The 21,459-nt window shown below is 37.3% G+C and carries 16 protein-coding genes and 3 rRNA genes; 16 read left to right on the top strand and 3 right to left on the bottom strand.

Annotation, left to right across the window (positions count from 1 at the left end; translation table 11 throughout):
* Positions 1–71: 71 nt before the first annotated feature.
* From TMEL_RS01515 to TMEL_RS01480, 8 genes are all read left to right on the top strand, one after another.
* Positions 72–2,675 (top strand): GAF domain-containing sensor histidine kinase, encoded by a 2,604-nt coding sequence (locus TMEL_RS01515; protein ID WP_012056518.1) that lies wholly within the window; start codon positions 72–74, stop codon positions 2,673–2,675.
* Position 2,676: 1 nt separating this feature from the next.
* Positions 2,677–3,036, top strand: coding sequence for an aspartate 1-decarboxylase (gene panD / locus TMEL_RS01510; protein ID WP_012056517.1), 360 nt, complete (start codon positions 2,677–2,679; stop codon positions 3,034–3,036).
* Complete coding sequence (locus TMEL_RS01505; protein ID WP_012056516.1) at positions 3,036–3,230, top strand: DUF6485 family protein; 195 nt, start codon at positions 3,036–3,038, stop codon at positions 3,228–3,230. The genes panD and TMEL_RS01505 overlap by 1 nt, the downstream gene beginning before the upstream one ends.
* Positions 3,231–4,016 (top strand): DUF4895 domain-containing protein, encoded by a 786-nt coding sequence (locus tag TMEL_RS01500; RefSeq protein ID WP_012056515.1) that lies wholly within the window; start codon positions 3,231–3,233, stop codon positions 4,014–4,016.
* Position 4,017: 1 nt separating this feature from the next.
* On the top strand, positions 4,018–4,617 hold the full coding sequence (locus TMEL_RS01495) for a hypothetical protein (RefSeq protein WP_012056514.1): 600 nt from the start codon (positions 4,018–4,020) through the stop codon (positions 4,615–4,617).
* Positions 4,618–5,331, top strand: a complete 714-nt coding sequence (locus tag TMEL_RS01490; protein WP_012056513.1) for a lipoate--protein ligase family protein — start codon at positions 4,618–4,620, stop codon at positions 5,329–5,331.
* The gene (gene rsmI / locus TMEL_RS01485) at positions 5,319–5,978 is read left to right on the top strand and encodes a 16S rRNA (cytidine(1402)-2'-O)-methyltransferase (RefSeq protein ID WP_012056512.1); all 660 of its coding nucleotides are present in this window, start codon (positions 5,319–5,321) and stop codon (positions 5,976–5,978) included. Before TMEL_RS01490 ends, rsmI begins: the two co-directional genes overlap by 13 nt.
* Before the next feature lie 657 nt (positions 5,979–6,635).
* Complete coding sequence (locus TMEL_RS01480) at positions 6,636–6,833, top strand: cold shock domain-containing protein (RefSeq protein ID WP_012056511.1); 198 nt, start codon at positions 6,636–6,638, stop codon at positions 6,831–6,833.
* A gap of 51 nt (positions 6,834–6,884) precedes the next feature.
* On the opposite strand, the gene TMEL_RS01475 is transcribed toward TMEL_RS01480, so the two are convergent.
* A complete protein-coding gene (locus TMEL_RS01475; RefSeq protein ID WP_012056510.1) occupies positions 6,885–7,094 on the bottom strand; it encodes an FmdB family zinc ribbon protein in 210 nt (69 codons plus the stop codon).
* Between the two features lie 102 nt (positions 7,095–7,196).
* On the opposite strand from TMEL_RS01475, the gene priA reads away from it, so the two are divergent.
* Positions 7,197–9,425, top strand: coding sequence for a replication restart helicase PriA (gene priA / locus TMEL_RS01470; RefSeq protein ID WP_012056509.1), 2,229 nt, complete (start codon positions 7,197–7,199; stop codon positions 9,423–9,425).
* Here the strand turns inward: priA and TMEL_RS01465 are convergent.
* Entirely contained in the window at positions 9,418–9,870 is a 453-nt protein-coding gene (locus TMEL_RS01465) for a chemotaxis protein CheW (protein WP_012056508.1), read from the bottom strand. The two genes, priA and TMEL_RS01465, sit on opposite strands and share 8 nt — an antisense overlap.
* Positions 9,871–9,874: 4 nt before the next feature.
* Entirely contained in the window at positions 9,875–11,863 is a 1,989-nt protein-coding gene (locus TMEL_RS01460; protein ID WP_012056507.1) for a helix-hairpin-helix domain-containing protein, read from the bottom strand.
* Positions 11,864–12,014: 151 nt separating this feature from the next.
* Here TMEL_RS01460 and TMEL_RS10385 point away from each other — a divergent pair, with 151 nt between their 5' ends.
* The 7 genes from TMEL_RS10385 (at position 12,015) to rrf (ending at position 21,441) form a co-directional block, all read left to right on the top strand.
* Positions 12,015–12,323: a (2Fe-2S)-binding protein gene (locus TMEL_RS10385; protein ID WP_041425897.1), complete on the top strand. Its 309-nt coding sequence runs from the start codon at positions 12,015–12,017 to the stop codon at positions 12,321–12,323.
* Positions 12,320–14,110, top strand: coding sequence for an FAD-dependent oxidoreductase (locus TMEL_RS01450; protein ID WP_041425896.1), 1,791 nt, complete (start codon positions 12,320–12,322; stop codon positions 14,108–14,110). The genes TMEL_RS10385 and TMEL_RS01450 overlap by 4 nt, the downstream gene beginning before the upstream one ends.
* The gene (locus TMEL_RS01445) at positions 14,103–15,224 is read left to right on the top strand and encodes an NAD(P)/FAD-dependent oxidoreductase (protein ID WP_012056506.1); all 1,122 of its coding nucleotides are present in this window, start codon (positions 14,103–14,105) and stop codon (positions 15,222–15,224) included. Before TMEL_RS01450 ends, TMEL_RS01445 begins: the two co-directional genes overlap by 8 nt.
* 52 nt (positions 15,225–15,276) lie before the next feature.
* Positions 15,277–16,536, top strand: a complete 1,260-nt coding sequence (locus TMEL_RS01440) for an ABC transporter substrate-binding protein (protein WP_012056505.1) — start codon at positions 15,277–15,279, stop codon at positions 16,534–16,536.
* Positions 16,537–16,706: 170 nt separating this feature from the next.
* Positions 16,707–18,271: ribosomal RNA gene (locus tag TMEL_RS01435) — 16S ribosomal RNA — on the top strand.
* A 76-nt stretch (positions 18,272–18,347) separates the two neighbouring features.
* Positions 18,348–21,291: ribosomal RNA gene (locus TMEL_RS01430) — 23S ribosomal RNA — on the top strand.
* A gap of 34 nt (positions 21,292–21,325) precedes the next feature.
* Positions 21,326–21,441: ribosomal RNA gene (gene rrf, locus TMEL_RS01425) — 5S ribosomal RNA — on the top strand.
* Together the 16S, 23S and 5S rRNA genes form the textbook arrangement of a ribosomal RNA operon.
* Positions 21,442–21,459 lie beyond the last annotated feature (18 nt).

Raw genomic sequence — 21,459 nt, 5'->3', positions numbered from 1 at the left:
TTAAATTTTTCAGCAGCACCCAATTGGGTGCTGCTTGTTTTTTTATGTTAAAATATAATTGAGGTGATTGTATGATAGAGTTTTCTTTGGTTTACAATGCAATTAAAGAATTATTTGAGATTGGTTATCCAAATGAATATTTGGAGAAAATAGTTAGGATTTTAGAGGATAAATTGCAAATAAGTAATTTGAGTCTTTCTATTTATGAGGAGAGAAAAAATGTTTATCGAGTAATTGCTGGAAAAGATGTTGGTAACAAGATTCCAGCAGATGGTAGGGAAAATATATTCCCGCTATGTTTTAATGAGAAAAAAATTGGAGCGATATTTTTTTCAGGAGAGGTTAAAGATAAAAGATTTTTATATGAATTTTCAAAACTTTTTTGCCTTACATATGACCTTTTTTTAATAGAAAAGAGAAGGGAAAAACTGGAAAATATTTTGAAGTTAACTGATGTATTTGAAAAAAGTAAGGAGCTGTATGAGTTAGAAAGGAACTTTGTAAAAGAAATTTCCTTGTATTTACCTAGTGATTTAGTTATGTTTGTTGAAAAAATTGGAGAAGATTATCGTATAAAATATTCTGAACCTCAAGATTTTATTGGAAAAAGGATTCCTGGATACTCTGATTTTGCGCTTTTTGTATTTAAACAAAAACCACAAATATTGATAAAACCCAATATAAATTTTTTGGGAACAGATTTGAAGGTGAAATCGTTATTAACAACGCCTGTTGATAGTGAAAAATGGCTTGTTTTTATAAATAAAAAACATGGAAAAGGATATATTCCAGACAAAAGTTATGAGGTTTTTGACCTAGATCTAGTGATTTCAGCGGTTAAAAGATTTAATTTAGGAGTATCAAGGCTTACGTTTTACAAAAATCTAAAATCTGAGATTGAGAAATTGAATAATTTAAAGAAAGAGCACGAACAATTAATTGAAAATCAAAAAGAGCAACTTAGAAAAATGAGTATAGTGCATTATTTAAATCAGGCAATGAGAAGCAGCAACGATCCCAGTAATGTTCTGAAGATATTTATGATTGGATTAACTTCAGGAAGAGCTTTGGGGTTTAACAGAGCACTTCTTTTGCTAAAAGATAATGAGAAAAATGTGTTAATTGGAAAGGCTTGGATTGGTCCAGCAAATGAGGAAGAAGTTGATACAATTTGGAAGAAAGCCAATCAGAGAGCCATGAAGTATGCAGACATTGTTCAATACTTGAGGGAAGAGTCTTTGGCACTTGGTTTAAGTAATGAATTAACTAAAAAAATAAAAGATAAGATGTTTCCATATAGATCTAGCAAGTTTTTGGAAAGAGCAGTTGTTAGAAGAAAGATTGTTCATGTGAATAAGAAGGTGTTGGAAGATGAATTAGATTATATAATTTCCGTTTTGGATGTAGACGAATTTGTTATAGTACCGCTTATTGGAAAGAACGATACAATTGGTGTTGTAATTTTGGATAATAAATACTCTGGGCATAGGATTTCAAATGTTGATATAGAGATTTTAAGGTTAATTTCAGACAGTGCAGGCCTTGCAATAGAAAATGCGTTAAATTACAAGGAATTGAAAGATAAAACTTTAAACCTTGAAAAGCAAAAAAGTTTAGTGGAGTTTTTAAAGGAATTTTCAGATCTTATTTTGCAAAATTTATCTGCGGCAGTTGTTGTTATTAGAAAAGATGGGATTATTACTGAATGGAATTCACGTGCAGAGTATTATTTTGGCAGGAATAAGGAACAAATGCTTGAAAAAAGATTGGCAAATTTGGGAACGGAGTTTGAGGATATTGAGAGTATGGCTTTTGAAGTGTTGAAAATGAAGGAAGAAATAAAGCTTTCAAATTATCTTATTCCGGTTTTAGGACAAGAAAAGTATTTTGATGTTTCTATTTCGCCGCTTTGGGATGCAGAAAGATTATTGATAAAAGGTGTTATTGTTACATTTGAAGATGTTACTGAGAGAGTTATTTTAGAGAAAGAGAGAAAAAAACAAGAAAAATTAGCGGCATTAGGCGAAATGGCGGCGCGGGTTGTTCACGAACTTAGAAATCCTATTTCAGTCTTAGGAGGATTTGTTAAAAGACTTGAAAAATATATAGATGATGATAGTAAGAGGAGAAAATATATAAAAATTATTTCAGATGAAATTGTTAGGTTGGAAGGGATAGTTAGTGAAATTTTAGAGTTTAGTAGGGACAAAAAAGTTATGGAGTTTGCTGAATTTAATCTAAATGAATTAATAACGGAAGTATATATTTTATTTGAAGATAGAATAAAAGAAAAAAATATATTGTTTGAATTCAAAACAGATAACGAAAACATAGAAGTTTATGCAGATAAGCAGAGAATAAAACAAGTTTTGATAAATCTTTTGCAAAACGCTATTGATGAAACACCATACGGTGGTAAAATATTAATTGAGGTAGGAAAATATTTGAGTAAAGTTAGGGTAAAAGTTTGGAATCAAGGTACACCCATACCTAAGGATGTGCTGGAGAAATTGTTTATTCCATTTTTTACAACAAAGGTTCATGGAACGGGATTGGGACTTCCTATCTGTAAAAAGATAGTTGAGGATGAGCATAATGGGAAGATTTGGGTAGAACCTGATAAAGATGGAAATGCATTTATATTTGAATTACCATTAGAAAGCGAGGATGAGTAGGATGCAAGAAATTTTACTTAAATCAAAAATTCACATGGCCAAGGTTACGGATAAGAGTATTAACTATATGGGAAGTATAGGGATAGATGTGGAATTATTGGAAAAGTCAAATATAAAGCCATATGAATTAGTGTTAGTTGCAGACGTGAATAATGGTCAAAGATTTGTTACATATACTATACCTGAAGAAAAAGGAAGTAGAAAGATAGTGGTGAACGGTGCAGCTGCGAGATTGGTTGAACAAGGCGACAGAGTAATTATTATGGCCTTTGGAATGTATGAAAATGACGAATACAAAGGACCAAGGGTGTTAATAATGAATGAAGATAATGAAGTAGTTGAAATAAGGGAGGGAACTTAATGCATTGCGAAAATTTCGAAAAAAATCTAAATAATTGTAATTGTAGCTATCCTGGATGTCCTCGTAAGGGAAAGTGTTGTGAATGTTTGGCTTATCATAGAGCACATGGGGAGTTGCCTGCTTGTTATTTTACTGACGAAGAAGAAAAAACTTGGAACAGAAGTATTGAATATTTTGTAAGTAGGAGAAAATAAATGGTATATTTTGGCCCTGAGAAATTAAGACCTGTTTTTGAGGAAACTCGTAAAATTCTTGAAAAAGATAGAAAAAAATTAGTTGAGTTTTTATATAGCTATAAAGAAGTGTTGGATGTTTTTCATAAACATCTAATGCTTGTTTCCATTTGTTCTGAAGGAGTTTTTTCCCTTAATGTAGGATATACACCTGAAGAAAAATTCTTTTTTGGTATATCACTTTCAAATCCGTTTTTAAAAACTCCATCTTTTTATAAATTAAAAGATTATTTTAACGAAGGATTGGAGAATTTATATATAAGTAATTTTACAAAGAGAAGTTTACCAAAGATTACGGCAGGGATATTGAAATTTCCTATTTTAACCCATTTTTTGGCGTTAGGTGGAGAGAAATCTTTAATTTCCAAAGAGCTATTTTCAGAAGAAGTAACTGGTAAGAACTGGTTGAGTTTTTCAAAAAAGGTTGATGATAAAACTTATGAAAAATTTTTGGATTTAAATGGGAAAAAATATGGTTTTTTAAGAATTTTTCTTACGGATGACGGTGTTTATTTTGTTGGAATTGGAGAAGAAAATAGAAATCTATATGCGGAGTTCTTTACGTTTTTAAAGAACAAATATATGTTTCAATCTGGGAAATATTTTCCTGTTTCCGATTTAAGAAATAATGTTATAGGTATGTTTAAGATTGAGCTTAATGATTTAGATGCAAAGTGGAAATATGTAGAGAGTTTTGTAAAAGACTTTGAAAAATTTAGGGATTTTTTAAAGGGTTTGGGGGGATAGTATGGTTAGCGTAGAAAGTATTGAAAGTATCTTATCTAAAATACCAGGGGTCCAAGCTGCAAGGGTTGTTATGGAAGAAGACCAGATTGTGGAGATACATATTGTTTCAGATGATGAAAAAAGTCCAAAACAACTAGTGCGTGATATTGAAACAGTTTTATATGCAAGTTTGGGATTAAAGATCGATAGGAAGGTTATAAGCATTGCTCAGGTTGATTTGGGAATTGAAAGTTCAAAAGTTGTTCCATACAAATTGACTAATTTTGAAGTGGAAGAAGATAAACGTAACATAAAAGTAAAGGTTGAAATTACGCATGGACAGGAGATGTATGTTGGTGAATTTTCTGGACCAAAAACAACAAAAAATATACCTCTTGTTATTGGAAATGCCGTTTTAAGGGCACTTGAAAGTGTTCATGATTTTGCTATTTCAATGGATGATGCAGTTGAGTTAAAAATTGCCGGTAAAGAGTTTGTAGTATCACATATTTCTAAGATGTATAACCAAAAAGAAGAAAGTATTATTGGTGCAGCAGAACTAAAGAAAAATAAATATGAAGCTATAGCTGAAAGTGTTCTTGATGCGTTTAGGAGGGTTTAGATGTTTTACATCGAGACTTGGGATTTACCCGGAGATTTAAATATGGCAATCGATTATATTTTAGGTACTTTGAATGTTCCATTTTTTAGACTTTATACTTGGGAAAGACCTACGCTATCGTTGGGAAAAAATCAATCTTTAGATGATGTTAATTTTGAATTTTTAAAAGAAAATGACATAGATTGTGTGAGAAGGCCCACAGGTGGACGTGCTGTTTTACATAAGGATGAGATAACGTACAGTGTTGTAATTCCAAATGGACATAGTTTATATAGATTATCTGTTTTGAAGTTGTATAAGTTTTTATCTAAATTAATAGTTGATGCGTTGAATAACATGGGTTTACCAGTTAAAATGGTTGGCCGTGGTTTAAGGGGTAACACGCATATTTGTTTCGATGCTCCTTCTTGGTATGAAATTGTATTAAATGATAAAAAGGTTGTAGGTAGTGCTCAAATGAGAACAAAGTCATTTGTATTGCAACATGGATCTATTGTTTTAAAAACAACGTATAATGTTGAGAGCTGTTTTAAAAAATTGGATAGAAAAATAACACAATATGGTCTAGATCAATACAAAATATTAAATGAATTAAAAGTTAGAGATGCTTTATATGTGGAATTTGATAAAGTATTTGGTTTAAAAAAATTTAAAGATTTGGATAAAGTATTGCAAGAGGCTCAGAAAGCGAGGAGAAGGTTTTGTTGTACATAGTGGGGACACCAATAGGAAATCTTGAGGATATTACTTTAAGGGCATTAAAAATGTTAAAAGAAGGAGATTATATTTTTGCAGAAGATACGAGAAGAGCTTTGAAGCTCTTAAATTTTTTTTCTATAAAGAAACCGTTGGATTCATTTAATGAGCATTCCTCAAAAAGAAAATTGGAAAAGATTTCGAAACTTTTAAAAGAGGGAAAAAATGTAGTGTATTTATCAGATGCAGGAATGCCAGTTATTGCAGATCCCGGTGCTGAATTAGTTAATTTGTGCTATAAAAATAATATACCGTGGGATGTTATTCCAGGTGTTAGTGCACTTACTACAGCTGTTACTGCAAGTGGATTTTATGGAAATAGATTTTTATTTTTAGGTTTTATGCCTCGAGATAAAAAAAGAAGAAGGTTGTTGAGAAGTATAAAAGAATTAGACGTGGAAATTTTTGTGTTTTTTGAAAATCCTGAAAGATTAAATAAAACATTAGTGGATATTCAAAATATTTTAGGAAATGTAGAAATATTTATTGCAAGAGAATTAACCAAGGTTCATCAGGAATATTTTAAAGGAATAGTAAGTGAAGCGTTAATAAGGTTCTCTGAAAAAACCAAGGGAGAAATAACTGTTGTCTTGAAAAAGATTTAACACCTTAATATTTTTCATATTAAAAATAAAAAATTTTTAGTAACTTTTTATTAATCTAAGCAATCAATGCACTTTTTAATCGTTACGAAATTTACAGTAATTTTCCTTTAACAACATACCAAAAAAGTAGCTTTAATAAATGGTTTGTAAAATACAGTTTGTGACGTTTATGTTAAGCAAGAAAAATAGCCCAAAAATTGGGTAGGTTTTCCGAAACCAAAAAGTACGCAAAGCCTCACGAATAAATAATTTTATAAATTAGCAACTTCCAGGAAATGCATTCGTAAAAAAATAGAATGTTATAATATTTATGGGAAAAGTGACGGTTTAGAATCTACCTATGAGGAATGGGAACAAAAAAAGAAGACTTTAGTCCTCTTCTTCGATTGTTTAGAATCTAACTGTTATGCTCATCAGTCTTTTGCAAAGGAGTTTAAAGTTTACCTATGAGGAACAATAACGTGTTTTTGAACAATATATTTCTCATACTTCATTTGTTTTTTATTAGTTTATTATCTATTAGAAATGATTGTACGTGAAATTATTTGTATAGAATCTATTGGATATGTAGTTGACAAAAGATAATAATGGGTGTATACTCTAAACAACCCCGGGTAAAAGGGGAATGGAAAATGATTTACGAGGAGGCGTTTTTTTATGAAAGGTACAGTAAAGTGGTTTGATGCAAAAAAAGGTTATGGATTTATTACTAAGGAAGATGGAGAAGATATTTTCGTACACTGGAGTGCTATCCAAACAGAAGGTTTTAAGACATTAAAGGAAGGTCAAGAAGTAGAATTTGAAGTGCAAGATGGTCAAAAAGGACCACAAGCAGCAAATGTAAAACCTCTTTAATTGGTGATTAAAAAGGATAACAATTAGCCCCCGAAAAGGGGGCTTTTAATTTTACTTTGATGAATTATTAGAATTTGTTTGTATTTTTTTGCTATCTGTTATGTAAAAACCACTACCTTTAAAAACTATTCCGACCCTTCCAATTGCTTTTTCCATCTTTTCACCACAATTATCACAAAAAAGTTCCAAAGTTTCATTAAATGAATGCAATTCAACTTTTTCGTTTCCACATTTCTTACATACGTATCTGTACATTGGCATCTTTTCACCTCCATTGATTCAATTTTTTCTCTTCTTTAAATATATTATATCATTTAATATTAGTCAAGATTTGTATGATAAAATTGACATGGGGTGATGATTTTGAACTATGAAGTTGCTATATCAAACAAAAGTTTCAGAAAAACATTTTTGGTAAAATCTGAATTTGTTGTTGAAAAAGGTGAAAGAGTTCTTGTTAGGTTAAATAATAAAAAAGAAATAGGATATGTTTTGGATAGAAAAAAGGGAAATTTTGTTGGAGAAATAATTAGTAAGGTTGATGGAAAAAGTTTTTTGAGAGGATGGTTGGTGGATGCTGTTGTAGAAGCATCCAGTTTTTTCGGTGCGCCTGTTGGAAAATTGTTTGACTTGTGTTTTCCCAAGGGATTAGAAAATTACTTTGTTGAAAGGGTTTATTCAAACAATCCTTTATATGATTTTAATGGAATTAATCTGAATGAATTTGTAGAAAAATATGGTGAAAAAAAATTAAAAGAGCTTTTAAAAAATGATGCTGTATATATAAAGAAAGATTTTAATCTAAAAGCACCAAACCCTAGAAAAGAATTGTATGTTTATCTAAAGGCATCTTTAAGTGAGATTTCAGAAAAAAAATTAACTAAAAAACAAAAAAAAGTGGTAGATTATTTGCTTGTAAATGATATAGTGTCATATACTGAACTTAGGGAATTTTTGGGAATTAATAAGGATGTTTTATTACAACTTAAAAGAAAAGACATTTTGATAATAGATAAAAAAATTCCTCAAAAAGTTGGAAGAGTTTTGTTAAGTGATAATCAAAAAAAAGTAGTTGAGGATATATTAAACGCTTCTTCCTCAAAAGTTTTGTTGTATGGTGTTACAGGTAGTGGGAAAACGGAGATCTACCTTTCAGTTATAGAACAAACAAACTACAAAGCTTTATATCTTGTTCCAGAAGTTTCATTAATTGAACAAACTGTAAGAAGAATTTATGCAAGGCTTCCTGAAAAAAAAGTAGGAATTTATCATAGTTATCTTACAAAAAGCCAGAAAATAGATGTATGGATGAGAGCAGTTAAGGGGGATATAGATATATTGGTTGGTACAAGGAGTGCATTTTTTGTGCCATTTGATATGGATATGATAGTGGTTGACGAAGAGCATGATGAAAGTTACTATCAAGATGGGGAAGTAATATATGATGTAAATTTTTTAATTGAAAGATTTCCGGGACTTGTAATATTTGGTTCGGCAACTCCACGGTTGGATCATTATATGGAAGCGAAGAATGGTAATATGAAGCTTTGTATTTTGAAAGAAAGGTATGGTACAAAACTTCCAAATGTTGAAATTATTAACATGAAAGAAGAAAAAAAAGTTATTCCGTATGTTTCTGAAGTTGTTGTAGAAAGTGTGAAAAAGGAATTAGAAAGTGGAAAAAGTGTTATTTTGTTTGTTAGGAGGAAGGGATATTCCTTAATCATGTGTCAAAATTGTGGACATATATTAAAATGTCCAAATTGTGATGTGTCATTAACATATCACAAAGCAGAAGGTAAGCTAAAATGTCATATATGTGGTTTTGAAGCTTCAAGGTATATGGTGTGTCCCAATTGCGGTTCCGTGTTGTTTTACGAAAAAGGCTTGGGAACTGAGAGAATTGAGTTAGAATTTCAGAAATTATTTCCTGGAAGAAATATTGTAAGAGTTGATACGGAAGTGGTTAGAGATTTCAAAAAATTTCAGGTGATATTGAAAAAATTGTATTCTGGAGAAATTGATGTCCTTGTGGGAACGAAGATGATTACAAAAGGATTAGATGTTCCAACTGTAAACCTAATAGGAGTTATAGATGTTGATGCTATACAAAATATTCCTGATTATAATTCTTCATTGAATCTTTTTAGATTGTTAGTTCAAGTTGTGGGAAGGGCGGGTAGAAAAGAAAGAGGTAGGGCATTTGTACAAACTTACGAGAAAGATAGTGAGGTTATTTCGTATGCGTTAAAACAAGATGTGGAAGGATATTATGAATATGAGTTAAAGAAAAGGAAGGATTTAAGATATCCTCCCTTTCAAAATATAATACAAGTTATTGTGTTTTCAAAAGATAAGAACCTTGGGTATGAAAACACAAAGAAAATAGTTGAAGAACTTCGCAAGCACAATTTAGAAATATTAGGTCCCACTGAATTTTTTATCCCAAAAATAAAAAATAATTTTTTGTATCACTTTATTGTAAAGACGAATGAGGTGAAAAGGGTAAATACACTAATTTTGGAAATTATATCAAAATTTCCTACTAAGATTAAATTGAGGGTTAATCCTCCATCTTTATATACTATTTAACCATGTTTGATATTTCTATTTTTTCCTCTTTTTTGAGTATTTTTTCTACATCGAGTATAAGTATCATTCTATCTTCCAGTTTTGCAACACCAAGTAAAAATTGTGATGATTCACCACTGTATTCCGGAGTTTGATCTATTTGATCTCCAGAGAGGGTAATAACTTCTTTTACATCATCAACAAGAAATCCCATCTTTTTCTCATTTTCAAATCTAATAACGATTATTTTTGTTTTTTCCTTTTCATCAAAATCTTGTAACATAAACTTTTTTCTTAAGTTTATTATTGGAATTACTTCTCCCATTAAATTAATAATTCCCTCTACAAAATCTAATGAATTGGGAAGTTTTGTAGTTTTTTCGTACTCCTTTACTCTGTCAACTTTCATAATGTCAATGGCAAATTCTTCATCACCTAACATGAAAGTTAATACCTTAAGTTCCATTTTTTCACCTCCTGGATTTTAATTTTATATATCTTAAATCATTGTCTATATCGATTACTTCCACGTCTATTATATCATTTATTTTAATTTCTTTATCTATTAACTTTTTGTGTATAAATCCAGATTCTTTTAAACCTATGTCTACAAAGATACCAAAGTCTGTTATATTAATAACCTTGCCTTTTAATTTCATGCCAATTTTTAATTCTTTAAAATCAGTTATTTCGTTGTAGAAGATGGGAGTAGGTAAATTATCTTCTTTTCCCATACTTTTTAATTCGTTTATAATATCAGTCAATGTTAAAATTCCCACATTGAATTTTTTTGATAGATAGTCTAAATCATATATATTGTTTTTAAGAATTTCATTTGCTATTTTGTAATGTTCTGGGTGAATTGCCGTAGATTCTAAAGGATTTTTTCCATTTTTTATCCTTAGAAAACCAGCACATTGTGTATACGTCTTTTGTCCCAAACCTTCTATTTCAAGTAATTGTTTCCTTTCTGTGAATTTCCCTATTTTTTTTCTAAAGTTTACAATTTTTTTTGCAAGAGAAGGTGTGATTCCTGCGACATGTTCTAAGAGTTTTGAAGAAGCACTGTTTAGATCAATTCCAAGTTGGTTAACAATATCTGTTACTGCGTTTTTTAACTCTTCGGCTAATTTTTTTTGGTTTATATCGTGTTGGTATTGCCCCATACCTAACGACTTAGGATCTATCTTAACTAATTCTGCCAAAGGATCTTGGACTCTTCTGCCAATACTGATTGCACTTCTAATTGTTGGATCAAGTGTTGGAAATTCCTCAATGGCAATATCTGAAACTGAATATACAGATGCACCTGCTTCATTTGAAAATATATACTTTGTTTTTAAATTGTATTTTTTAATCGTTTTTGCTATAAATTGTTGTGTTTCCCTAGATGCAGTACCATTTCCTATTACTATTAATTTTAGCTTGTGGTTTTGGAGCATTTTTAATATCTTTTTTTCAGAATTTTTTGTGTCAAAATAAGGTGCAGTTGGATAGATAACAGCATGTTCAAGTGGATTACCCAGTTCATCCAATGCTACTATTTTACATCCTGTTTTGTTTCCGGGATCTATAGCAAGTATTCTGGTATTTTTTAGTGGAGGAGTTAATAGTAATTGTTTTAGATTTTTTGAAAAAACCTTTATGGATCTTTCTTCTGCTTTTTCTGTTAAAATCTTTCTTACCCTCTTTTCAATAGAAGAAAATAAAATTTTCCAACCCTTTTTCAACCCTTTTTCAACTATTTCATTTTTATTCCAATTCATTAGATTGAAAATATCTTCTTTAAATTTTTCTGGTAAATAAAGCTTTACTTTTAGTGCTCCTTCTTTTTCTCCTCGGTTTATTGATAATATGTTGTGTGGATGTAATAAACTTAGCTTTTTTGTGAAATTGTCATACATATCATATTTTGTTTTCTTTTTCACCTTTTTTTTGCATTTCACATACCCGTATTTGATTAAAAATATCTCTAATTTTTTTCTAACAATATCGTTATGTGAAAATTTTTGAGCTAAAATATCCGTTATTCCTTCAATAATTTTTTCTTTTTCGTTAACTAATTCCAAATTAATAGTGCCTTTGGTGCTCTTTTCAGCAAGTGGTAAAAGACCATTTTCTATTGCAATATCTGCTTTAGTCTTTTTTCTTTTTTTAAAAGGCAAATAAATGTCTTCAAGTTCATTTAAAGTAAATGTATGTTCTATTTTTTTCTTTAGTTGAGGTGTTAAAACACCATCTTTTTCCAGAATTTTTAGAATTTTTATCTTAAGTTGCTCAACATTTCGTAAGTACTTATATCTTTTTTCAATTTTTCTTAGTTGTATTTCATTTAAACCACCAGTTTGATCTTTTCTATATCGACTTACAAAATGTATTGTGTTTTCTTTTAACAATTCTATTGCATTTTTTACTTGCCAGCTTTTTATTTCCAATTCTTTAGCAATGATATGTTCCATTAAAATCCTCCTTTTTAAGAATTATATCAAATTTTACAAAAAATTACGATAAAGGTTAAAAATGATTATTTTTTGTCTTTGTTTACAATTGTGTGAATGTATGCATTGTATTGTAAAATTAATTTGAATGTTTTGAAAAGGGGGGATAGGGTTGTACAGGGAAATTTTGGAACATCCTATATTAGAAAATGTAGAAAGTGAAATTGTTGAATTTGTTTTTGAGGGGATGACTTTAAAGGCTTTAAAAGGAGATACCATTGCAAGTGCTTTAGTAAAAAATGGAATCGATGTATTTGGATATACGGAAAAGGGATATCCAAGGGGTTTTTTTTGTGCAATAGGCAAATGTTCTTCGTGTCTTGTAAAGGTGAATGGGGTACCGAATATAAGAGCTTGTATAACGTTGGTTGTTGACGGAATGGTTGTTGAAAGACAAAATGGAAAGGGGAAATTAAAGTGAAAGTACAAACTCTTATTATTGGAGCTGGTCCTGCAGGGTTGTGCGGTGCCATTGCATTAGCTGAGTCTAATGTGGATGTTTTGGTTGTTGATGAAGGAATAAAGCCGGGGGGACAATTAACAAAGCAAACACATAAGTTTTTCGGACATGAGAAATTTTTCGCATCAGTGAGAGGATTTGAAATTGGTAAAATTTTGTACAACAAAGCAAAAAAATTAGGTGTTAAATTTCTTTTACAATCAACAGTTAGTGGAATTTATGAAGATACAATAGTGATATATGATAGAAAAAACAATGTAGTAAAAGAAGTAGATGCAGACTTTTTGTTAATTGCAACAGGAGCATCAGAGAAATTTATAAGTTTTGAAAAGAATTATTTACCAGGTGTTTATGGTGCAGGTGCAGTTCAAACCTTAATTCATCAGTACAGAGCACTTCCGGGTGTAGATTTTTTAATAGTAGGTGCTGGTAATATCGGTCTTATATTAGCTTATCAGTTGATTCAAGCAAATGCAAATGTAAAAGCAATTATTGAAATCTCCAACAAGATAGGAGGATATAGGGTACATGCAAATAAAATAAGGAGAATGGGAGTTCCGATTTTATTACGACATACTATATTAAAAGCGATTGGTGAAGAAAGGGTAAGAGGAGCTGTAGTTGGCAGGTTAAATGAGAATGATACAGTGGATGAAACAATGGAATTTGCTGTTGACACAATATGTCTTTCAGTAGGGCTTCAACCAAGTATTGAGCTTGCCGCACAAGCAGGTGTAAAGATAGAATATATTCCGGAACTTGGAGGATTTGTACCATTTAGAGATGAAAATATGAAGGCGTGTGAAAGAGTATATATAGCAGGAGATTTGGCGGGGATTGAAGAAGCAACTACAGCTATGATTGAAGGGTATATAGCTGGGTATAATATTGCGCAAGAGATTACATCAAAATCTTTTAAAAATAAGATAAATTTTTACAAAAATGAATTGAAGATATTTAGAAGTGGTCCTTTTGCATCAAAAATAAGGAATGGTTTAAAAAAATTTGGAATTCATTTTGAAAAGCTTCCATATATTGAAAAATTTGAAAAAGAAGAAATAAAAGAAAACAAACTCCATGCGGTGATTGAATGTCCACAAGCAATTCCATGTAATCCGTGTGAAACTTCCTGTCCAACTTCTGCTATAAAGATAGGAGAAAATATAAATAATGTTCCAATGGTTGATGCGCAAAAGTGTATTGGTTGTGGCATTTGTGTTATGAAATGTCCAGGTCTTGCCATATTTTTAGTTCAAAGGTTAGATGATTATTCGATTGTTGGAATACCTTATGAATTTAAGTTGCCCGAAGTTAAAGAAGAGGTAGAACTTTTTAATAAGGATGGGAATTTTCTAGGAAAAGGAACGGTTTTGAAGATTATGAAGAACGATAAGGGAAAAACGCATGTAATATTTTTAAAAGTACCAAAGGGGTTAGAAAAAGAAGTAAGACATTTTAAAAGATTCGTAGGTAAGGATGATGAAATTGTATGTAGATGTGAAGGTATTACTAGAAAAGAAATAGAGATTGCAATTGATAATGGTTTTAAGGATTTTGAAGAACTAAGGAGATATCTAAGAATTTCTATGGGACCTTGCGGTGGGCGAACTTGTAGACTTCAAACGTTGTTTATTTTATCTAAAAGATTGAACATTCCGATTTCGGAAATAGATATGGGAACTTTAAGACCACCTTCTATTCCACTTCCTTTTAGGGCTATTTTAAAAGGAGTTGAGAAAGATGTATAAGATAGGAATAGTTGGCGGAGGAATAATAGGTTGTGCAATTGCATACTTTTTAGGGAAGTTAGGTGAAAGTTCGATAATATTATTTGAAAAGAGTTATTTATCATCTGGAGCAACGGGAAGATGTGGCGGTGGGATAAGACAACAGTGGAGTTCTCGAGAAAATGTAAGACTTGCTAAGAGAAGTGTTAAGTTTTTCGAGAGGTTTGAAGAAGAACTTGGAGTTGATATTGAATATAGACAAGGAGGCTATTTGCTACTTGCTTTTAATGAAAAGGAAGTAGAACAATTTGAAAGAAACGTTCAAATGCAAAGGAATGAGGGTTTAAATGTGGAAGTTTTAACTAAAAGAGAAGTGAAAAAAAGGTATCCATTTATAAATACAAATGGATTGAAAATGGCAACCTTTTGTCAAAAAGATGGTCATGCAAATCCCCATAAAGCAACTTTTGCCTTTGCAAATGCTGCTAAAGATTTTGGAATAAAAATTTACACTAGGGAAGAAGTATTAGATATACAAAAAGAAAGAGGAAATTATAGGATTATTACAAACAAGGGAGAATATATTTGTGAAGTATTGGTGAATGCAGCAGGTCCATGGTCAAAAGAAATAGGAAAAATGATGGGAGTGGAACTTCCAACTGAGAGTTTTAGACATCAGATTTTTGTAACAGAACCTGTTGAGTATTTTTTTCCTTTCATGGCAATAAGTTTCTCAAAAAACTTTTATATGAGACAAACTTTACATGGAAACTTTATTATGGGCCAAGGTGATAAAGATGAAAAGCCAGGAATAAACAGAAATGTTACGTTTAGGTTTGAAAAAGAGATGGCAAAAAAAATGGTATTTTTCTTTCCGTTTTTGAATGAATTGAGAGTTTTAAGGCATTGGTCTGGAGAATATAACATGTCTCCAGATGCACAACCTATTTTAGGTGCAAAGGGGAATTTTTTCTATGCTGTGGGGTTTTCTGGACATGGGTTTATGCTTGCACCAGCGGTAGGTGAGGCAATCGCAGAACTTATTTTATTTGGAAAAACTCTTCATAGTGATATTTCACATTTAAATTTGGATAGATTTAAAGGAAAGTTAGAAATTGAACGCAATGTGGTATAATATATAAAGCCGGATAATATATATATATATATATATAAAGAGGAGGGAGAACATGAAAAAACTTTTGGTTATTATTTTAGCATTATTAGTTGTCTTTTCTTTTGCAAAAACTAAAGTTATATTTTGGCATGCGATGGGTGGAAATCATGGGAAGACTTTGGAGCAAATTGTTAAATCATTTAATGATTCACATCCAGATATCGAAGTTGAAGCTATATACGTAGGAAATTATGGTGCATTAAGTCAAAAGCTCCTTGCAGGTGCACAAGCAGGAGAGCTTCCAACAATATCCCAAGCTTATTCAAACTGGACAGCAAAACTTATTCAGAGTAGAGTGGTTCAAAAATTAAACGATTTCCTATTTGATCCAGAAATTGGATTGACAAAGGAAGAATGGGAAGATGTTTATGAGCCATTAAGGAAAAATTGTATGTGGGGTAATGATGTTTATGCAGTACCATTTAACAAAAGTTTATATGTCCTTTATTACAATGCAGATCTTTTAACTCTTTATGGTGTAGATGTTCCAAAATCAATTAACGAATTGTATTATGCAGCGAAAGTTTTAACAGAAGATGTTGATGGTGATGGTAAACCAGATCAATATGGTTTTGGTTTTAGAACGACTGTTGATTTGTTCCAAATCTTACTTTCTTTAAGAGGCGGTTCTATCTTGAAAAATGTTGATGGTAAATGGGTATCAAACATTGATAGCCCAGAAACAAGGGATGTTTTAAGATTTGTTAGAAAGCTTATAGATGATGGCGTTGCATATTATCAAGGTGGGTATATGAATGATCCATTTGGACAACAAAAAGTAGTTATGTATATTGGTACAATTGCAGGTAGAAAATATGTTGAAGGATCAGTAAAGGGAAAATTCAATTGGAGCTGGGCTCCTGTACCTGTTTGGAAGACGAGAAATGTACCATTTGCAGGAACAGATGTAATTATGTTTGCAAATGCAACGGAAGAACAAAAGAAAGCAGCATGGGAATTTATGAAGTATCTTATTTCACCAGATGTAACAGCTTTTTGGTCTGTAAATACTGGATATATTCCGGTAAGAAAAAGTGCTCTTGAAACAAATATTTGGAAAGAAAATGTAAAATCCGATCCACTTGCGGAAGTACCATTAACGCAAATAGAAAATGCAGTATTTGACCCACAAATAGGAGTATGGTATGAAATTAGAACAGTAGTAAGTAATATGTTCTCTGATTTTGTAAATGGTAAAGTGGATATGGGAACTGCAATTAAAACTGCAGACGATCAAATTAAGAAATATCTTGCAGAAGAATATGGAGAATAAATTATAAGTCCAGGCTTTTAAGCCTGGACTTTTTAATGTAAATAAAAATTAACAAAGATAGAGGGTTGACAAAGGGTAAGAAACGTGGTAAATTAGGAGATGCGTGGTTAGGGAGGTCATTGAAAAATGGATAGCAGCGCAATGGAAGAGAAGGAAGAGCCTTTCAGATAGAGCTGGAGGGTTTGATCCTGGCTCAGGGTGAACGCTGGCGGCGTGCCTTACACATGCAAGTCGAGCGGGGCATCTAGTGGACTCTCTTCGGGGAGGAAGCTAGAGGGCCTAGCGGCGGACGGGTGAGTAACGCGTAGGTTACCTACCCCTCAGAGGGGGATAACTGTGGGAAACTGCAGCTAATACCCCATACGTTCCCGAGAGGGAAGAAAGGGTGCGTTAAGCACTGCTGAGGGATGGGCCTGCGCCCCATCAGGTAGTTGGTGAGGTAAAGGCTCACCAAGCCGGCGACGGGTAGCCGGTCTGAGAGGATGGCCGGCCACAAGGGCACTGAGACACGGGCCCTACTCCTACGGGAGGCAGCAGTGGGGGATTTTGGACAATGGGCGGAAGCCTGATCCAGCGACGCCGCGTGCGGGAAGGAGCCCTTCGGGGTGTAAACCGCTGTGGTAGGAGACGAATAAGCTAGGGAGTGGAAAGCCCTAGTGATGACGGTATCCTACTAGAAAGCCCCGGCTAACTACGTGCCAGCAGCCGCGGTAATACGTAGGGGGCGAGCGTTACCCGGATTTACTGGGCGTAAAGGGGGCGTAGGCGGCCGTGAAAGTCCGGTGTGAAATGCCACGGCTCAACCGTGGAACTGCGCTGGAAACTACACGGCTTGAGGACGGTAGAGGGAGACGGAACTGCTGGTGTAGGGGTGAAATCCGTAGATATCAGCAGGAACGCCGGTGGGGAAGCCGGTCTCCTGGGCCGTTCCTGACGCTGAGGCCCGAAAGCTAGGGGAGCGAACCGGATTAGATACCCGGGTAGTCCTAGCCGTAAACGATGCCCACTAGGTGTGGGGGAGTAATTCCTCCGTGCTGAAGCAAACGCGATAAGTGGGCCGCCTGGGGAGTATGCCCGCAAGGGTGAAACTCAAAGGAATTGACGGGACCCCGCACAAGCGGTGGAGCGTGTGGTTTAATTGGACGCTAAGCCAAGAACCTTACCAGGGCTTGACATGCTGGTGGTACTGACCCGAAAGGGGAGGGACTCTACCGTAAGGTAGGGAGCCAGCACAGGTGGTGCACGGTCGTCGTCAGCTCGTGCCGTGAGGTGTTGGGTTAAGTCCCGCAACGAGCGCAACCCCTGCCCTTAGTTGCCAGCGGTTAGGCCGGGGACTCTAAGGGGACTGCCGGCGACGAGCCGGAGGAAGGAGGGGATGACGTCAGATACTCGTGCCCCTTATGCCCTGGGCGACACACGCGCTACAATGGGTGGGACAGCGGGAAGCGAGCCAGCGATGGTGAGCAAAACCCTGAAACCCACTCTCAGTACGGATTGCAGGCTGAAACTCGCCTGCATGAAGCCGGAATCGCTAGTAATCGCGGATCAGCCACGCCGCGGTGAATACGTTCCCGGGGTTTGTACACACCGCCCGTCACGCCACCCGAGTTGGCAGCGCCCGAAGATGGGTGATCCAACCCGAGAGGGGGGATACCTATTGAGGGCGAGGCTGGCGAGGGGGGCGAAGTCGTAACAAGGTAGGTGTACCGGAAGGTGCGCCTGGATCACCTCCTTTCTAAGGAGAAAGAAGTAGCGCTGCTATCCATTTTTGAGTGGCAGAGGTCATTGAAAAATGCATAGGGAGAAGTAGAGGTGAAGGTATTAAGGGCACGCAGTGGATGCCTAGGCGGCAGGAGGCGAAGAAGGGCGTGGCAAGCTGCGAAAAGCCCGGGGGAGCTGCAAGCGAGCGTAGATCCCGGGATACCCGAATGGGGGAACCTGGGTAGCTGAAGAAGCTACTCACCCGAGAGGGAGCGAACCGGGGGAAGTGAAACATCTCAGTACCCCGAGGAAAAGAAATCAAAAGAGATTCCCTGAGTAGAGGCGATCGAAAGGGGAGGAGCCTAAACCGGCGGCGGGAGCTGTCGGGGTAGTGGGACAAGTCCGGGCGTAAGCCGGGGAGTAAAAAATCCTTACTCTAGCCGAATGGTCTGGGAAGGCCAACCGGAGAGGGTGAAAGTCCCGTAGGCGAAAGGGTAAGGACTTCCTGGGGCTTGATCCCGAGTACCACGGGACACGAGGAATCCTGTGGGAATCAGGGGGGACCACCCTCCAAGGCTAAATACTCCCTGCCGACCGATAGCGAAACCAGTACCGTGAGGGAAAGGTGAAAAGCACCCCGGAAGGGGAGTGAAAGAGACCTGAAACTGCGTGCCTACAAGAAGTCGGAGCCCGAGGGGGTGACGGCGTGCCTTTTGATTAATGAGCCTGGGAGTTGTCGTACCTGGCGAGGTTAAGCCGTGGGAGGTGGAGCCGAAGCGAAAGCGAGTCCGAAAAGGGCGAGCAGTCAGGTACGGCAGGCCCGAAGCCGGGTGAGCTACCCATGGCCAGGGTGAAGGTAGGGTAAAACCTACTGGAGGCCCGAACCGGTGGATCGTGAGACATCCTCGGATGAGCTGTGGGTAGGAGTGAAAAGCTAACCGAACCCGGTGATAGCTGGTTCTCCCCGAAATGCATTTAGGTGCAGCCTCAGGTGGTCTGTACTGGGGGTAGAGCGCTGATAGGGCTAGGGGGGCGACCTCCAACCCCTGTCAAACTACGAATCCCGGTACACAAAGCCTGGGAGTGAGCCTGTGGGGGATAAGCTCCACAGACGAGAGGGGAACAACCCAGACCGTCGGCTAAGGGCCCGGAGAGATGGCTAAGTGTGGAAGGATGTTGTGCGTCCCAGACAACCGGGATGTTGGCTTAGAAGCAGCCATCATTTAAAGAGTGCGTAACAGCTCACCGGTCGAGACGCACAGCGCCGAAAATGTAACGGGGCTGAAGCCATCCCCCGAAGCCGCGGACCAGCGTAAGCTGGTGGTAGGGGAGCGTTCCGCGATAGGGAGAAGGCAGACTTGTGAGAGCTGCTGGACGAAGCGGAAGTGAGAATCCAGGCATGAGTAAGCGAGAGGAGAGTGAGAATCTCTCCCCCCGGAAGCCTAAGGGTACCTGGGGAAGGGTCGTCCGCCCAGGGTTAGTCGGGACCTAAGGTGAACCCGAGAGGGGTAGCCGATGGGAAACCGGTTAATATTCCGGTACCACCTGTATATCGAAAGTATGAGGGGGGACGCAGGAGGGCAGGCTCCGAGGTCAAGTGGCAAGGCCTTCCAAGCGGTTAGGCGAAGAGGGCAGTAGGGAAATCCGCTGTCTGAGCTGAGCCGTGAAGGGGAGGACCGAATGGTCCAACGGAGCTGATCCCACACTGCCGAGAAAAGCCTCGCATACTGATATACAGGTGCCCGTTCCGCAAACCGACACAGGTAGGCGGGCTGAGAAAGCTAAGGGGAGCGGGATAACCCTTGCCAAGGAACTCGGCAAATTGACCCCGTAACTTCGGGAGAAGGGGTGCCGCGGTAGGTTGAACCCAGGGGAAGGGGAGACCTGGAAACTGGGGGAGGCCGAGGCGGTTGCAGAGGCAAGGCCCTGGCGACTGTTTACCAAAAACACAGGTCTCTGCGAACTCGTAAGAGGAAGTATAGGGACTGACGCCTGCCCAGTGCCGGAAGGTTAAGGGGAGGGGTGAGAGCCCCGAACCGAAGCCCCGGTAAACGGCGGCCGTAACTATAACGGTCCTAAGGTAGCGAAATTCCTTGTCGGGTAAGTTCCGACCTGCATGAATGGCGTAACGACTGGGGCACTGTCTCGGCAGGGGACCCGGCGAAATTTCAATCTGGGTGAAGATGCCCAGTACCCGCAGCTAGACGGAAAGACCCCGTGGAGCTTTACTGCAGCCTGGTATTGGGCTTTGGTGCATCGTGTACAGGATAGGTGGGAGGCGAAGAACCCGGCTCGCCAGGGTCGGGGGAGCCGACGGTGGGATACCACCCTCGGTGTACCGGAGTTCTAACCTGCGTCTGTGAAGAGCAGGCGGGGGACAGTGCCAGGTGGGTAGTTTGACTGGGGCGGTCGCCTCCTAAAGAGTAACGGAGGCGCGCAAAGCTCGGCTCAGGTGGGTTGGAAATCCACCGAAGAGTGCAAGGGCATAAGCCGGGCTGACTGCGAGACTGACGGGTCGAGCAGAGGGGAAACCCGGTCCTAGTGACCCGGCGACTCCGAGTGGAAGGGTCGTCGATCAACGGACAAAAGTTACCCCGGGGATAACAGGCTAGTCTTGCCCGAGAGTTCACATCGACGGCAAGGATCGGCACCTCGATGTCGGCTCATCCCATCCTGGGGCTGAAGCAGGTCCCAAGGGTTAGGCTGTTCGCCTATTAAAGGGGTACGTGAGCTGGGTTCAGACCGTCGTGAGACAGGTCGGTCCCTATCTGCTGCGGGCGTAGGAGGTTTGAGGGGGCTCGCCCATTGTACGAGAGGACCTGGGTGAGGGAGCCACTGGTGTACCGGCTGTCCTGCCAAGGGCATACGCCGGGTAGCTACGCTCCTGAGTGATAACCGCTGAAAGCATCTAAGCGGGAAACACGCCCCAAGATGAGACCTCCCATCCCGAAAAGGGAGTAAGGCCGGTTCGAGAAGAGGACCTAGATAGGCTGGTGGTGGAAGCGCAGCAATGCGTGGAGCCAACCGGTACTAATCGGCCGAGGCCTTCACCTCTACAGAATCCCTATGCATTTTTGAGTGACCTATCCCGGGTGACGATACCAAGGCGGGAACCACCCGGTCCCATCCCGAACCCGGCCGTTAAGCCGCCTTGGGCCGATGGTAGTGAGGGGCTCCCCCTCGCAAGAGTAGGTATCGCCCGGGGTTTTTTTAAAGCAGGCA

The sequence above is a fragment of the Thermosipho melanesiensis BI429 genome, from assembly GCF_000016905.1.
Classification (GTDB): Bacteria; Thermotogota; Thermotogae; order Thermotogales; family Fervidobacteriaceae; genus Thermosipho; species Thermosipho melanesiensis.
This window is presented reverse-complemented; position numbering and strand designations above follow the sequence as displayed.

Bases quoted from the DNA above. Each gene is read 5' to 3' on its own strand.
- TMEL_RS01515 (WP_012056518.1), top strand. From the start codon at position 72: ATGATAGAGTTTTCTTTGGTTTACAATGCAATTAAAGAATTATTTGAG.
- panD (WP_012056517.1), top strand. From the start codon at position 2,677: ATGCAAGAAATTTTACTTAAATCAAAAATTCACATGGCCAAGGTTACG.
- TMEL_RS01505 (WP_012056516.1), top strand. From the start codon at position 3,036: ATGCATTGCGAAAATTTCGAAAAAAATCTAAATAATTGTAATTGTAGC.
- TMEL_RS01500 (WP_012056515.1), top strand. From the start codon at position 3,231: ATGGTATATTTTGGCCCTGAGAAATTAAGACCTGTTTTTGAGGAAACT.
- TMEL_RS01495 (WP_012056514.1), top strand. From the start codon at position 4,018: ATGGTTAGCGTAGAAAGTATTGAAAGTATCTTATCTAAAATACCAGGG.
- TMEL_RS01490 (WP_012056513.1), top strand. From the start codon at position 4,618: ATGTTTTACATCGAGACTTGGGATTTACCCGGAGATTTAAATATGGCA.
- TMEL_RS01480 (WP_012056511.1), top strand. From the start codon at position 6,636: ATGAAAGGTACAGTAAAGTGGTTTGATGCAAAAAAAGGTTATGGATTT.
- TMEL_RS01475 (WP_012056510.1), bottom strand. From the start codon at position 7,094: ATGCCAATGTACAGATACGTATGTAAGAAATGTGGAAACGAAAAAGTT.
- TMEL_RS01465 (WP_012056508.1), bottom strand. From the start codon at position 9,870: ATGGAACTTAAGGTATTAACTTTCATGTTAGGTGATGAAGAATTTGCC.
- TMEL_RS01460 (WP_012056507.1), bottom strand. From the start codon at position 11,863: ATGGAACATATCATTGCTAAAGAATTGGAAATAAAAAGCTGGCAAGTA.
- TMEL_RS01445 (WP_012056506.1), top strand. From the start codon at position 14,103: ATGTATAAGATAGGAATAGTTGGCGGAGGAATAATAGGTTGTGCAATT.
- TMEL_RS01440 (WP_012056505.1), top strand. From the start codon at position 15,277: ATGAAAAAACTTTTGGTTATTATTTTAGCATTATTAGTTGTCTTTTCT.